This window comes from Streptomyces sp. NPDC016845 (assembly GCF_044332585.1).
Taxonomy (GTDB): domain Bacteria; phylum Actinomycetota; class Actinomycetes; order Streptomycetales; family Streptomycetaceae; genus Streptomyces.
On the sequence record NZ_JBIRPI010000054.1, the window covers coordinates 1 to 12,860 of the forward strand.

Annotated in this window: 11 protein-coding genes and 3 pseudogenes; 6 read left to right on the forward strand and 8 right to left on the reverse strand. The window is 66.5% G+C overall.

Features of this window, described 5'->3' with window-relative positions; genetic code table 11:
* Nucleotides 1–392, reverse strand: a pseudogene (locus ACH4RC_RS41930) (transposase family protein); the annotation flags it as partial.
* Between the two features lie 32 nt (nucleotides 393–424).
* On the opposite strand from ACH4RC_RS41930, the pseudogene ACH4RC_RS41935 reads away from it, so the two are divergent.
* Nucleotides 425–628 (forward strand): annotated as a pseudogene (locus ACH4RC_RS41935) (DUF2637 domain-containing protein); the annotation flags it as partial.
* Between the two features lie 88 nt (nucleotides 629–716).
* Here ACH4RC_RS41935 and ACH4RC_RS41940 read toward each other — a convergent pair.
* Nucleotides 717–1,367, reverse strand: a complete 651-nt coding sequence (locus ACH4RC_RS41940; protein WP_398210293.1) for an STAS domain-containing protein — start codon at nucleotides 1,365–1,367, stop codon at nucleotides 717–719.
* A 481-nt stretch (nucleotides 1,368–1,848) separates the two neighbouring features.
* On the opposite strand from ACH4RC_RS41940, the gene ACH4RC_RS41945 reads away from it, so the two are divergent.
* The 3 genes from ACH4RC_RS41945 (at nucleotide 1,849) to ACH4RC_RS41955 (ending at nucleotide 4,970) form a co-directional block, all read left to right on the forward strand.
* Nucleotides 1,849–2,337, forward strand: coding sequence for a phage minor capsid protein (locus ACH4RC_RS41945; RefSeq protein ID WP_398210295.1), 489 nt, complete (start codon nucleotides 1,849–1,851; stop codon nucleotides 2,335–2,337).
* Nucleotides 2,338–2,718: 381 nt separating this feature from the next.
* Nucleotides 2,719–4,365 carry a DUF2637 domain-containing protein gene (locus ACH4RC_RS41950; RefSeq protein WP_398210315.1) on the forward strand — a complete coding sequence of 549 codons (1,647 nt, stop codon included), beginning with the start codon at nucleotides 2,719–2,721 and terminating at the stop codon, nucleotides 4,363–4,365.
* 455 nt (nucleotides 4,366–4,820) lie between these two features.
* Entirely contained in the window at nucleotides 4,821–4,970 is a 150-nt protein-coding gene (locus tag ACH4RC_RS41955) for a hypothetical protein (protein ID WP_398210297.1), read from the forward strand.
* Nucleotides 4,971–5,131: 161 nt separating this feature from the next.
* On the opposite strand, the gene ACH4RC_RS41960 is transcribed toward ACH4RC_RS41955, so the two are convergent.
* Together ACH4RC_RS41960 and ACH4RC_RS41965 are read right to left on the reverse strand one after the other, a co-directional pair.
* A complete protein-coding gene (locus ACH4RC_RS41960) occupies nucleotides 5,132–5,614 on the reverse strand; it encodes a hypothetical protein (RefSeq protein ID WP_398210318.1) in 483 nt (160 codons plus the stop codon).
* Nucleotides 5,615–6,073: 459 nt separating this feature from the next.
* On the reverse strand, nucleotides 6,074–6,565 hold the full coding sequence (locus ACH4RC_RS41965) for a hypothetical protein (RefSeq protein WP_398210299.1): 492 nt from the start codon (nucleotides 6,563–6,565) through the stop codon (nucleotides 6,074–6,076).
* Nucleotides 6,566–7,252: 687 nt separating this feature from the next.
* Here ACH4RC_RS41965 and ACH4RC_RS41970 point away from each other — a divergent pair.
* Nucleotides 7,253–7,447, forward strand: a pseudogene (locus tag ACH4RC_RS41970) (IS110 family transposase); the annotation flags it as partial.
* Nucleotides 7,448–7,453: 6 nt separating this feature from the next.
* Here the strand turns inward: ACH4RC_RS41970 and ACH4RC_RS41975 are convergent.
* The 3 genes from ACH4RC_RS41975 to ACH4RC_RS41985 all read right to left on the reverse strand — a co-directional run bounded on the left by ACH4RC_RS41975 (nucleotide 7,454) and on the right by ACH4RC_RS41985 (nucleotide 10,345).
* Nucleotides 7,454–7,699 (reverse strand): hypothetical protein, encoded by a 246-nt coding sequence (locus tag ACH4RC_RS41975; RefSeq protein WP_398210302.1) that lies wholly within the window; start codon nucleotides 7,697–7,699, stop codon nucleotides 7,454–7,456.
* A 429-nt stretch (nucleotides 7,700–8,128) separates the two neighbouring features.
* Entirely contained in the window at nucleotides 8,129–8,701 is a 573-nt protein-coding gene (locus ACH4RC_RS41980; RefSeq protein WP_398210304.1) for an SUKH-4 family immunity protein, read from the reverse strand.
* A 27-nt stretch (nucleotides 8,702–8,728) separates the two neighbouring features.
* Entirely contained in the window at nucleotides 8,729–10,345 is a 1,617-nt protein-coding gene (locus tag ACH4RC_RS41985) for a nucleic acid/nucleotide deaminase domain-containing protein (protein WP_398210307.1), read from the reverse strand.
* 301 nt (nucleotides 10,346–10,646) lie between these two features.
* On the opposite strand from ACH4RC_RS41985, the gene ACH4RC_RS41990 reads away from it, so the two are divergent.
* Nucleotides 10,647–11,363 carry an HNH endonuclease family protein gene (locus ACH4RC_RS41990; protein ID WP_398210310.1) on the forward strand — a complete coding sequence of 239 codons (717 nt, stop codon included), beginning with the start codon at nucleotides 10,647–10,649 and terminating at the stop codon, nucleotides 11,361–11,363.
* A gap of 80 nt (nucleotides 11,364–11,443) precedes the next feature.
* Here the strand turns inward: ACH4RC_RS41990 and ACH4RC_RS41995 are convergent, their stop codons facing one another.
* A complete protein-coding gene (locus tag ACH4RC_RS41995; RefSeq protein ID WP_398210312.1) occupies nucleotides 11,444–12,265 on the reverse strand; it encodes a hypothetical protein in 822 nt (273 codons plus the stop codon).
* Nucleotides 12,266–12,860 lie beyond the last annotated feature (595 nt).

A 12,860-nucleotide genomic window follows, 5' to 3' on the forward strand; every position in this document is an offset into this window, starting at 1 on the left:
ATCTTGTAGTTCTTCATCCGTCCGATCACGTGCTCGACCCGGGCGCGGACCTTGCGGTGGGCGGCGTTGTCGTCCTCCTCGCCCGGCAACAGGGCACGTCGGGGGCGTTTGCGGTGCGGGGTGACCATGCCGCAGTTGAGGTAGGCGCCGTCGGCCAGGACGGTGACGCCCTGGCAGCGCGCGGCCAGCCCGGAGTCGCGCCAGGCGTGCGCGTCCGCGGTGCCCGGCACCGGCCGGGCGGCAGCGGTCACCAGGCGGGTGTCGGCATCGACGATGACCTGCACATTCGCCGAGAACCGGTAGTTCCGGCTGGAGGAACCGACACGCCGGTCCCGCACCGGAACCAGGGTGCCGTCGACGATCCACAACCGGTCCGCCGCCTCGGCGGGGCGGACCGCGCCTCACCCGGTCCCACCGACTCCTCATCGGTCTGGTGGTGGCCGGTGCGGTCGTCATCGCGGGGATCGGTTTCGCCGGTTCCTACGCGGCCGTCCGCGAGCTGGCCCTTCAGAAGGGGTTCGGGAACTTCGCCTACGTCTTCCCGGTCGGCATCGACGCGGGCATCTGTGTGCTGCTCGCCCTCGATCTGCTGCTAACCGCCGCGACCATCGCGTTCAACGGCGCCGCGGTCTTACGCGAAACCGGCGCCGCAGACATGGCAGACCCTGGAGAAACGTATCCCCTGGACGCATCGACCGCCGAGATTCCATCGCTCATTATTCGCCATGAACCATCGCATCCTCAAGGCTGCCAAATAGAAGGAATATGCGATTCAGTCCAGTAATTCTGAAGACTTTCACAAAGTCCTCACCGCTGAGTACCAGGCGGAAATCTATACCCCTTATTCGACTGCGCTGCAAAATTCCAACTAGCACTCCAAGCGCAATAGAGTTGAGCGAGGGCGCCGACGACAGGTCAACGACGAGCTTGTCTGGCTTCTCTCGTTCTATGGTGATCAAGGCGGCATCTCGCAGTTTCAGGTACTCGGGGTCGACATCACTAGCCACCTGCAACACCACCCATCCTTCCGTGCGGAAGATATGCACATGCCCGTACGCCCGGTACACCACCCCATCTTCCGTTGTCAAAGTCTGCCCGATGCCGGGCAGCCATCCTGACCTAGAGACAGGAGGCGCTTCGCCGGTTTGAGCAGCATCGTCCACCCATCGTTCACCCCCATTGACCGGTGCCGGATTCTCTCCCGTCGACCGAGAGAATCGATGCAGAGAAAGTAAAGTTAAAGCCTCCTTCCTGCGTTCCGAGTCATGATGAAATACGGCCATTAAATGCAGTACAGCGTACGTGCAGAGCAACACGCCCACCACGCAACTAACTACCCACACTGGCGCACTTGAGAAAAACCCCATAGCGATCTACGCTCCCCCGTCAACGACCACGTCTCGCACGATGATGCCTGAACCCTTACCAATCCGATATAGCTAACGATTCCCAGGAGACAGGGCGCAAAGAAAAGCTGAGAAGGATTGCGTTTCCTCACCGACGCTATCAGTGCGGTAGTAGTTGACGCTGTTACAGGCGAGGAGGAGCTGCCCGTTCACCCTGGCATGGCCGAAGAATTCGCAGGTACGTGTGACCTATATGCGCAGCCGAGGAACGGCTACTCGACATCATCGCGCGCCACCTCGCCGCCGGTCTCGAAGCGCCCGGATGGGCCGAGGTTAAGCCGAGCGCCGTACAGCAGCTGCGCCGCAGTGCACAGGCCGTTGTCGACGAGTTGGCCAAGGCGACCGCCCTCGACGTGGTCGACGCGGTCGCCAAGGCCTACAACGTAGGGCACCGTGCCGCCGTCGCCGAGATCGGTGTCTATGCGACGAGGGCCGCCACCTGGTGGACGACCGGTTGCCGAACGCGCGGGCCGCCGACCGCCTCGCACAAGAGGCCGTCGACGTCGTGACCGCGACGCACCGCGGCATCCTGCGCGCCGTCGTCGACACCTTCCGGGCCCTCGTTGCACGCGTCGCCGCTACACCCCTGCTCGGCACCGGCAGCCGCCGACAGACCGTGCAAGACACACGGCGGCAGTTCGCCGATGCCGGTATCCGGGCGTTCGTCGACAAGGCCGGCCGCCGCTGGTCGCTCCCGTCCTACGCTGAGATAGCCGTACGGACGGCGACCGCGCGGGCCGTGACCGAAGCGCACATGCGCATGCTCGCCGAGTACGGCGTCGACCTGGTCATCGTCCCCAACGCGCCGCGCGAGTCTCCCTGTGCCGCGCGTGGGATCGCGCCGCGTGTTGACCATCGGGGGCCCGTCCGGACCGCGGACGGGCGAGGTCGGGCACGCCGTCGAGGATGGCTGCTCCCGTTGCGTCCATAGACGTCAACACGCCTCACCACGAGGCCGGGTGGTTCTCCACCCGCTGCGTGCGCACCTTCCAGGCAGCGACACAACGCAGCAAACGTCAACGCAGAGCACGCTGCACAGACGCCTGCAGCATGCCCCTGCATCTGCATGCGTAGCGTAACCGCCACGAATGCTCGTCGGCCCAGTACGGCAACAGCGCCGTACAGCTCGACTGACAAGCACAGCAGCCGACGCGGTGGCCCCCGCGTCCTCACGACGGGGAGGGAGGTGCGGTGTGGCGTACGAACCACCGCACGTCACGTACCAGCGCTCAACGACGAAAGCACAGCCGCTCCACGATGCGCTGTGATGCTGACTCCCGCCTGCACCAGCAATGAGGGAAATGCCGTGACCGTGACAGCCGGGCGACCGTCCCCGCGCCTCACCCGGCCCCAACACATCCTCGTCGGTCTGGTGGTGGCCGGTGCGGTCGTCATCGCGGGGATCGGTTTCGCCGGTTCCTACGCGGCCGTCCGCGAGCTGGCCCTGGAGAAGGGGTTCGGGAACTTCGCCTACGTCTTCCCGGTCGGCATCGACGCGGGCATCTGTGTGCTGCTCGCCCTCGATCTGCTGCTGACCTGGATCCGGATCCCGTTCCCGCTGCTCCGCCAGACGGCGTGGCTGCTGACCGCCGCGACCATCGCGTTCAACGGCGCAGCCGCCTGGCCGGACCCGCTGGGCACCGGCATGCACGCCGTCATCCCGATCCTGTTCGTCGTCGCCGTGGAGGCCGCGCGGCACGCGATCGGACGGATCGCGGACATCACCGCCGACAAGCACATGGAGGGCGTGCGCCTCACGCGCTGGCTGCTCTCGCCGCTGCCCACGTTCCTGCTGTGGCGCCGGATGAAGCTGTGGGAGCTGCGCTCCTACGACGCCGTGATCAAGCTGGAGCAGGAGCGCCTCGTCTACCAGGCCCGCCTGCGCTCCCGCTTCGGCCGGGCCTGGCGCCGCAAGGCCCCGGTGGAGTCGCTGACGCCGCTGCGGCTCGCCCGCTACGGGGTGCCCCTGGCCGAGACCGCGCTGGCCGGGCTCGCCGCCGCCGGTATCGAGCCGCAGCTGCTGCCCCCGGCGCCGTCACCGGCGGAGACGTGGGAGATGATCCCGGCGGGTGCAGCCGCATCGGCTGAGGGGGACCCGGACCGCAACCAGGAGCAGCCTCTGATCATGGCCGGACTTGAGCCGGTCCCGGTTAACGGGGCGACGGACCAGCACCGGGTGGTACGGCACACAGGGCACGGTGCGGCCACCCCGCCCTCCCAGCCGCCGGCCACCTCTCCCCCGCCAGCACGGCTCGACCGGGACATGGGCCGTCCGCGCCCTGCGCGGTTACCCGCACAACGACCGCAACAGACACCGCCGACCGCAGCAGGCCTCAACGGCCGACCGCAGCCGGCGACCCGGCACGCCGCCCCGGTATCGGCCGAACACCGTCACGCACTCACGGCGCGTTCGAGCACCCACGACACACCTCACTTGCCGCGACAAGCACGCGTTGAAGTCCCTACTCCTGACAACGGCGCGGCTCACCCATCGGCCGACGCACCGCACCACCCCACAGATGCGTCCAGCACGACCGCCGCCGACGAGACGGGAGGGATGGCAGACGGGACGCCCCCGAAACTCACTCTGCCCGACCGCTACTTCCTCGCCTACCGCGACTACGTCACCACCCACGCCACCGAACCCAAAGGCGCCACCGCCTATGAGGAACTCGCTCACCACCTGGCCGCAAACGGCATTCACAGCACCGCCGGACAACATGTCAGCCCGGCCACCCTGCGCCGCTACGCCATCGAACAGCGCATCTACCGTCGCTGGGCCGAGCAACGCGAGCGCCTCGGCCGGCCGCCGACCACCGCGGAAGTACTCGACCGGCTTGCCCAGGACGACGTCAGGGCCGCGAACAAACGGCCCACGGCAGCAGACGTCGAGCGCGCCGAAACCCTCGCCTCCGGCTTCGAGCGCCGCTACCAGGCACTGCTCGCGTTCCGGCCCTGAACCAGGGAGGGACGTCCAGATCCGCATGCGCCCCGGCTTGCCTTCCCCGAACAGTCCTGGCGGTCGTCCTATCCCGAAATTTGCCTTGGCCGCAAAACCCCTCGCTGTGCTCTTCGCCATCCGCCGGACCGCTACACACCCCACCACACTAAAGATCAGGACACTGCGCAAGGCGCACGCCAGGAGCATCCCGCTGGCGGTCACCCCGCCCTCCGCCCTCACGGGCCCTGCAGACTCGGGTTCGCACCCTGAGCGACGGGCGCTGTACGCGGCAGCCCAGGCGAGTGCGCTCTCGTCCGACGCACCCCCTGCAGGATCTGTCCCGGACAACCCGGTGGAGGACGGCATGAGAACCATCAACGTGGACGAGCACAAACGGTCGCACACCCAGGTGACGGTCAAGGAACTGTGCCTGCGTGGAGGTGAGTTGACGGCCTCAGTCTCGAAAGCGGTGCATGACCGGGGATACATACAGCGAGGGACGCGACACCGACGCGCTCGCCAACCGGTTCCGCGACGCGGTGAACGCCCTCGATGACCTCCCCCTCAGCGAAGACGAGTTGGAGTGGACCACCATGCTGGAGAGGTTCGCCGACGGCAGGTAGCCGGCGAGCGATCGAAAAACCGATACGGCGGCCGATTCTGAGAACCCGGAGCGGCCGCAACAAGATCGCACGGGGCAATGGCGGCACCATCAAACCGCTAAACAACGCAAACACCGCGGCGCTGGCCGACCCGAGCCTCGCGCTCAACCACCGTGACCTCTCTACAACTGGTCCCCCCTGCTGGGTGGTTCCGCAGGATGCGTCCCGCCGCCGTCCTTGATGTCCGCTTCGCAGGTCCGCCGGTCGTGGGACTGGTCATTGGGGATCAGCAGCACCCCGGCAACCTGCTCAGGGAGTTCGACGGCGAGCCAGTCGTCGCCCGTCCGGGGAGAGTCGCGCGGTCCGAACGCCCGGGACGAGTAGACCGTCTTACACCCCAACGTCACGCGCTTCTTGTCGACCGCGCAGGCATCCACTGCGGGGTCCGAGTATTCATCGGCGCCGTCGAAGCGGAAGCGGAAGTGGACCTGGTCACCTGCAGAGGGCGCCTGCGGATGGGGCTCTAGGCTCCAGTCAACAACCACAGCGGTCACACCGAGAGGCTGCCCCTCCGTATCCACGACGCGCACCCTGGCACCCGCCTTACCGCGCTCCGCCGTCGTATCGGTGCAGCCCCAGGAAGAGCAACCGGACAGGGCGAGCATCACCAGACCCAGCGGGGCAACGGCAAGTAACCGTGCGGGGAACACTGAGATGACCTCCGGTCAGGGCGGGGCAAGAACGGGGCAGTGTACCCCGGGGCCTGGCAGCTGCGGACGATGGCGGCGAGCGCCTGCGGCGGTGAAGCCGAAAGGCAGAAGAGCCCTTCGAAGTGGGCGGGTGCTTTGAAACAGCTGCACCGAACTCACCCTGCGCCGACCGGGGACCACAAGGCCCAGCAGCTGTCTAGGACGGCCGACCATAGCGCAGTGCGGCACGGCCGCCACGCAACTCATTGCCATGACAAGAGCGCCACACCTTCTCCGTCATGTCCCCCGGCTGCCGGGTTTCGTGCCTGCCGTGCGACAGTGGCACGGGCCGCGACTCCCCAGCGAGGTGGGAAGCCGCGGCCCGTAGAGGGTAGGTAGGAGGAGCGGGTCCGGGGGCCAGCGTCTGTCGCGCGTTCAGACGCGCGGCGAGGACCGGAAGCGGGTCTTGGCGTAGCCGGTGCGGCCGTCGCCGTGGTTCTTCCAGTCGATGTTCAGCGACCCGGCGGCCACACTCTTGGACCGTCCCTTCCACTTGACGACGCCGGTGGTGTACGAGCCGTTGTAGTCACCGTTGTGGTTGGAGGAGTCCCACCGGTCGGTGATGCCGTGGAAGTTGTGGGCCTTGTGCCTGACCTGGACGCGGACGTAGGCGTCGTTGATGAAGCCGCCGCCCAGCTGCCCGTTGGGTCCGTCCCAGCGCACCCGGGCGTAGGCGTACACCCAGCCGTGCCTCCGCTTCGCACATAGTGTCATGTGCACGTCCCAGTTATCGGCCCATGGCCCGCTGTACTGCGGGGTGTCCAGGGAGTGACTCGAGGTCCGGCAGTGATAGCCCGCCGCGGACGCCGGAGCGGCCAGACCGACCGTCGACGCCAGCACCGCCAGGAGCACCGCATTCACACTCATCGCTTTTCGCATGAACCGCTCAACAGTGGAAACCGGCCATCCGGCACGCCCTCCCCCACCGGTCCACCCGGAGGAACGGCGACTCCACGCAGCGATTTACCACACCGTTGACCCTGGAACGTCAACCACCAATCCGCAGGTAACTCTGTTGTTGAGCAGCTGTGTTGCCGAACGGGCTGGCGATATCTGCGGCGCTTTCCGCGCTACCGCATGCACTGCCCCTTCAGGAACTACCCAAGGCAATCCCAGTACGGAACGCTAATTTCGGCCACCTCGTCAGCCGGTGTTTACGGCATCGCTTCGTCCCCCTACATCCCGCAACGGCGAGCAAGCGTCACACCCGCGCCTTCTCCGCGATCCGGCCTTCACCCGGGATGACGCTGTCAGTTGTCGCTCTGGGGAAAGACGAGGACGGAGCCGATGACACAGTCGGGAATGAGTCCTTCGGAAAGGTCGCGGCTCCCGCGTACACCGCATTGCCTCCCCCCCCATTACCGTTTTTGTAGTCCTGCAACGGGGCTTCCGGCTGTCGGAGTTGGCATGACTACTTCTCCTTGTCGAGTGCATGGCCCGGGGGGTGGTGTCACCAGCTCCGGAGGCGCTGACTGACCGCTGATTAGGGGCATGACCACCGGCCTTTCCCCAGGTCGGGAGGATCCACGTAATGTGGATGTGGCGATCGGCGAGCTCAAGAGGGCCTTTTTCCTCTCCGCGTTCGCCGCTTTGTCCGACCCCGCCTCCCGCACCTACTACGACAGGAAGATCAAGGAAGGCAAGCACCACACCCAGGCCCTCCTCTGCCTCGCTCGCCGCCGGGTCGACGTCCTCTTCGCGATGCTCCGCGACGGCACGTTCTACCAACCACCAACCCCGCGACCGGCTGAGAAGTTAGCTTGCCCAGTCGTTCTCAGCCCGAAGCCGCTGACGAGCCGCCTCAAGCCGCTGGCCATAGTCCGCCGCGAACAGCTCAGGAAGCGTCTTGTCCAACGTTCCAGCGATCCGATGGATCGGTGACCACACGGCCGGATCGTCGATGACACGACTGAGGTCCGTCATCTGGAGCTTCTCCAGCCAGTCGGACAACACCAACGCCTGGTCGTTCGTGAGCTTGATCGTTATCTGACTCTCGCTCATGCGCCCCCACCCCTTAGCACTCGCCCTCAACCATACGAACCTACTGGCCCTCGCCCCTTGCCCAAACGCATAGGGGCACCCCCCGCCTCTGGATATGCCCGAGCAGGGAAAGCCACACAGCGACTGGACCGACGAGCTACGCACACCGCTCGCCGTCCCGGCCGTCTCCCCCGATCCAAGGGCGAGAAGAGCCGGACCGGTGACTGTTCCCGGACTTCTGCGCCCACGCCTGATGGGCAGGGCCGTCAGGCCGCACGGGGCCTGGCCGATGGTCGACCGCACCGGCCTCCGCGCACTCCACATCACTGCCCTCCAGCATCAACAGCAGCGAGCCGCCCGGGACGGTCCAGGAATCGTGCCCGGCCGGGCTCAGTTGGACCGTGTCCTTGACGGTCAGCCGCGTCGGCTCCTGGCAGCCTGGGCGGCTCTTTACCCCCACATGCCGGTAGCGATCTCCTCAAGGAGCCTGCTCCAACAGGTTGCCTCGTTCGCGAACGGTGTCGGGTCGACGGCGACGATGTCGGCTTTCATCTGCTCGGTGATGGCCGCGTGCACCTCATAGTCCGGCCGGTCAGAAACGCTTTTGAAGTCCCGCTCGGCTTCCTGGAGAACGATGAGGGCATGTACCAGGGAGGAGACGTCGGCATGGATGAGATGAAACTCCTCCTCGCCCTCGGGAAACTCGTATACCTTTCCCGACGACGGGTCGATGGCCATGACCGAGTACAGGAACTCCCCAAGGACTTCCCAGTCCTCGCAGCCCTGGGGCAGTGCGTCGCCGACCTCTTCGAAAAGCGCCTTCAGGGAGGGCTCGTCGGTGATCTGCTCCCGCCCCTCCAGGTCGTCCAGCGGGCTGAACCACCTACTGATGGGCAGCCCCGTAGTGGCCAGGAACCGGCCGGTTCCTTCGTGGAGGCGGGAGCGCTCAGGGGTGGCGTAGTAGGCGACGTGATCGATCCCGAACGCGTCGATGAGCGTCTGGGGAGAAATGTTGCTGAGCATGCGGAAAAGCCGTTCGTCAGGTCGGTATTACGGGTGCCCCTGCGCCTTGTGGCGCCGCTCCAGGTCGGACATGTATTTTCGGTGTTCGGCGTCGCGCGAGTGGCCCTTGACTGTCTGGTCGTAGTCGTTGGCATGCGTGACCTGGATGTCGTCGCTGAAGTGTAGCTTCAGCCAGGCATCGCATCTGGGGCTCAGTTGGCAGGGTTCGCGTTCGGTGTAGAGCTCGGTCAGACCGTGCTGTCTGCCATGCCGCAGCAGTGGATATCCAATGGTGCGTTCGGAGTGCGGCCCTTCGCTGTCTCCGACAAGGATGATCTCCTGCTGCGACTCCGGGTCGATGTAACGGGCCGCGGCGAAGTTCGTGCCTCGGTAATCGCCCTTGGCGAACCGGGCGATCTCCGTTGCCCGTGACAGGTCCGTGCTGCCGGGCTGGATCTTCCGCGACTGGGCCTTGGCCCCTTTGTACCCTCGCGGCACTCCCCAGGGGTGCTTCTCGCGCGGCTTGGGCCGCCAGACCGTGCCGTCCGGCTCCATGATGTTGCGTATACCGGAATTGTCATTCGCTTTCACCGGGCTGGTGGTGCCGTCGGGGTGCAGGTTGTGCACGGAGCCATCAGCGTTCAGCAGATACATCCGGACTTCCGGATCGGTCTTCTGCCTCTTCGCGTCGATTCTGTTGACGTCGTCGCGGACGTCGTGGTCCTTGCGCTTGTGGGTCTTCGACGCTGCTTTGACCCGGTCCGGCACGGTCTCCGTGACATGCTTGGCGATCTTTTTGAGCGCCTTGTCGGCTCCCTTGAGCGCTCCGTGCAGCACGCTGTCGAAGGCCTGCGTAAACGGGTCACGGCTCTTACTGCGGCCGAAGGCCGACTTGGCCTTGGTCAGGTGCGCCGCGGCGTTCAGCCGCAGCTCGCCGCCGGCCGCCGAGACCTTGCCCGCACCCTCCTCGAACTCGAAATGGTCGATGCGGGTGACCTTGGCACCGTTGCCGCCGACACCGCTCGCCGAGGCAAGCTGCATGCCTCCGTGGCCGCCCCTCCCACCGCCCGCTCCGTCCCCGTTCTGCATCGAGAACGCACCCTCGGCCAGGTCCAGGACCATGTCCTCGACCATGGCCTCCATCTTCGCGTTGACCGGTTCGGTGACCTTGGCTATCACCTCGTCGACAATCCGGTCGACGGCCTCGTCGATGATCCGCTTGACCACCCCCCGCATGGCCGCCACCTCGGCCGCGCCGATCAGTGCGGACAGACCGCCGGTGACCACCGCAAGGCCCGCCGAGATACCCACCGACCCCGCCATGACGGCCAATTCGATCTCAGCCTTGGTCTTCATGGCGAAGATGATGTCCGCAAGAACGTCGCAGGCGTCCGCGAACAACCGGGCCAGCTCGGGGAGCTTCTCCAGGTGACTGCCCTTGACCTGGCTCCAGTGCTTCTCCATGGAGTCCACAGCCCAGCCCTCGGAGGAGGACAGAATCCGTGAGAACGCCTTGTGCGCGTCCGCGCCATGGCCCTCGAACTTGTCCGCGAAGTCCCGCATAGCGGTCGCCATCTCGCGGTAGTCGTCCTCGTCCACGTTCGGGAAATTGATGCCGATGAAGTCCAGGACGTCGTCCAGCCAGCCCGGAATCGTGTAACCCACCCCCGTGCATCCCTTCCCCTCGATGCCCCCGACACCCGAACAACCACTCTATTAAACCGAACTGACAACGCGACACAAAAAGCAGCTACACCAAGACCCACCACCACGATGCAGAGGCGGCTACCGATGCAGGGCCCGAGCCCGGCCGGCTGTGACCGGCTGGCCCTCCCGCACCCCGTCAACAACTCAGCGCTGCACTGCGTGCCCGGATCGTTTCTGCAGTGAAGCGGCTCGGCCGCGCAGGTGACGCGCACCCTCACCGCATTGCGGCACCGAACCGCGCGCCGGTACAAGGCGAGGCGTGACGAACCACCTGCACCCGTGGACGCCGGCCCTGGCCGCCTTCGCCCTGCTCGCCCCCGCCCCCAGCTTCGCGGCGGCCGGACCGCCCACCGCCCCTGCCGCCCACGCCCCCGCCCGCACCAGCAGCCCGGCGGACCCGGTACACCTGCCGCTCCTCGCCGCCGTCGAACGGCTGTCCGTCGCGCCCGAGCACCGCGACGGCTACCAGCGCGGCCTGTACAAACACTGGAACCGCGGACTGGACCCCCACGACGGCTGCAACACCCGCAAGGAAGTCATCATCGCCGAGGCCGCCGAGGCCCCACACATCACAGCAGGCTGCAAGCTGACTGGCGGCACCTGGCACAGCGCCTACGACCATGCGACCGTGCACGATGCGGCCCGGCTCGACGTCGACCACTTCGTGCCCCTGGCCGAGGTCCACGACTCCGAACAGACCCCCTGGAGCCCGGCGCGGCGCGAGGCCTACGCCAACGACCAGACCAGCCCCGACACCCTGATCGCCGTCACCGCCGCCTCCAACCGCTCCAAAGCCGACAAAGACCCCGCCCAGTGGATGCCCACCGACCACTCCTACCACTGCACCTACACCGCAACCTGGGTAGCCACCAAACTCCGCTGGGACCTGGCCGCTGATCCCGCCGAAGCCGACGCCCTGCACAAACTCGCCACCCACTGCCCCACCACCACCGTCCACTACCCGCCCGCCCCCTGACCACCCCGCCCTCCTACACCGGTGACACAGGTCGTGGCCGACCTCGAGGTGGCGACCACCGCTGGAACATGACCGCCTGCTCAGAGCGGGGTATCCACGACCGTCAACAGCGCTGCGGCGATGGCAATCAGCGCTTTCGCCTCGTCCCGGCTGTAGGTGAATGCCGACGTCACCGCGTCCTTGTGTACTGCTGCGCTCGTCTGATCCTCGACGGCAAAGCGGATCCAAGCCCAGCGTTCGTCCTGCGTACGCTGCAACCTGTCCTTGCCTCCGGGCCACTTCCAGCCGCTATGGTCCTTGATCCATTCCAGCGCGCGACGGACCTCCAGGATCGCGCCGTCGATGTCGTCGTCCAGAAGTCGTCGCTGGGCAGCGCGCAAGAACCGGGCGGGCATCGTGCGGGGGTCGTCTTCCAGCGGGAACGGGACCTGCATCTCGAACGCGACCGCGGGCCCAAGGGCGGTGACCTGTTCGATCCAGCGGCTCTTTGCCACGCTGAAGTGCAGGACCTCCGTCGTGCTGCCGGGGAAGCCGGGGGCTTGGGGAAGCGTGCCGGTGACCTCTAGTTCCATTCGGAGGTCGCCGTCGCGGGCCTCGTTGATGGCGTGGAGCTGAGCCGAGGTCAGGAGGAACTTGAGGACCGGGCGCTCGACTCCGGTCTCAGGGGTGAATGCGAGGACTTCCGTCCACCTTCCGACGAGCGTCCGCTGGTAGGGGTTGGCGATCCCGTACAGGTCGATCTGCAGCGCCAGGACCCTGCCGGCCTTCGTCGAGATGGGCGCCTTCACCTCCAGCCCCACCTGGAGACAGATCGTGCCCATGCCCCGCAGGAGCTGCACGCTCTCCTCCCGGACGCCGAGCACGAATTCGCCAGCCTCCGCGTCGAAGCGCATCACGTTCACGACTGCCCCCTCCACCGTGATCTTCGGACCCACCGATTCTCTACCAGTCGACGCCGTGACACCGCCTGTTTATAGGCCCCCAAAGAAAGGGCTCCTACCGCGCACGGCCTGTGGACCGCGGGTGGGCTCCTGGAGGCGCGCCTCCGCCCCTCGGTGGTTGGCCTCCGGAGGTCCTCGGCCACTTGGACACGAGGATCACGCGGGACTCACCTGCTCCACTCGAAGCCACAGGCGCCGTTCTAACGGCCTGTCTGCCGCGCTGGTGTCCTTAAAGGTGTGCAGATCGGGCGCATCGGAGCTTGGGGGCCAGTGAGCGCCCCTCTTGGGTGGGGCTTGAGGGACGCCGGAGGTGGCCCTACCGGAGCGCACAGCGTCTCCGACGCCCGCACGGCGGCACCGGGGCGTCGCGCGCACCGTGGCGCCACGCCAGGACCCCTACCCCGACCGGGATACGGCCCGCGGGCTGCTCATGAAGGTGGCCGCCCGCATTTGGTCCCGGGACTAGTAGGGCTTGGTCAGGTCGGTTGTTGTGGTGCGTGTCCTTTCAGCGCGGTGTGGCGTTGAGAGTGTGTGACTCCGGACGAGATTGCTGTAG

Coding starts and splice junctions, on each gene's coding strand:
- ACH4RC_RS41960 (WP_398210318.1), bottom strand. CDS start 5,614: ATGCTCGCCCTGTCCGGTTGCTCTTCCTGGGGCTGCACCGATACGACG.
- ACH4RC_RS41965 (WP_398210299.1), bottom strand. CDS start 6,565: ATGAGTGTGAATGCGGTGCTCCTGGCGGTGCTGGCGTCGACGGTCGGT.
- ACH4RC_RS41980 (WP_398210304.1), bottom strand. CDS start 8,701: ATGCTCAGCAACATTTCTCCCCAGACGCTCATCGACGCGTTCGGGATC.
- ACH4RC_RS41940 (WP_398210293.1), bottom strand. CDS start 1,367: ATGGGGTTTTTCTCAAGTGCGCCAGTGTGGGTAGTTAGTTGCGTGGTG.
- ACH4RC_RS41955 (WP_398210297.1), top strand. CDS start 4,821: ATGACCGGGGATACATACAGCGAGGGACGCGACACCGACGCGCTCGCC.
- ACH4RC_RS41975 (WP_398210302.1), bottom strand. CDS start 7,699: ATGAGCGAGAGTCAGATAACGATCAAGCTCACGAACGACCAGGCGTTG.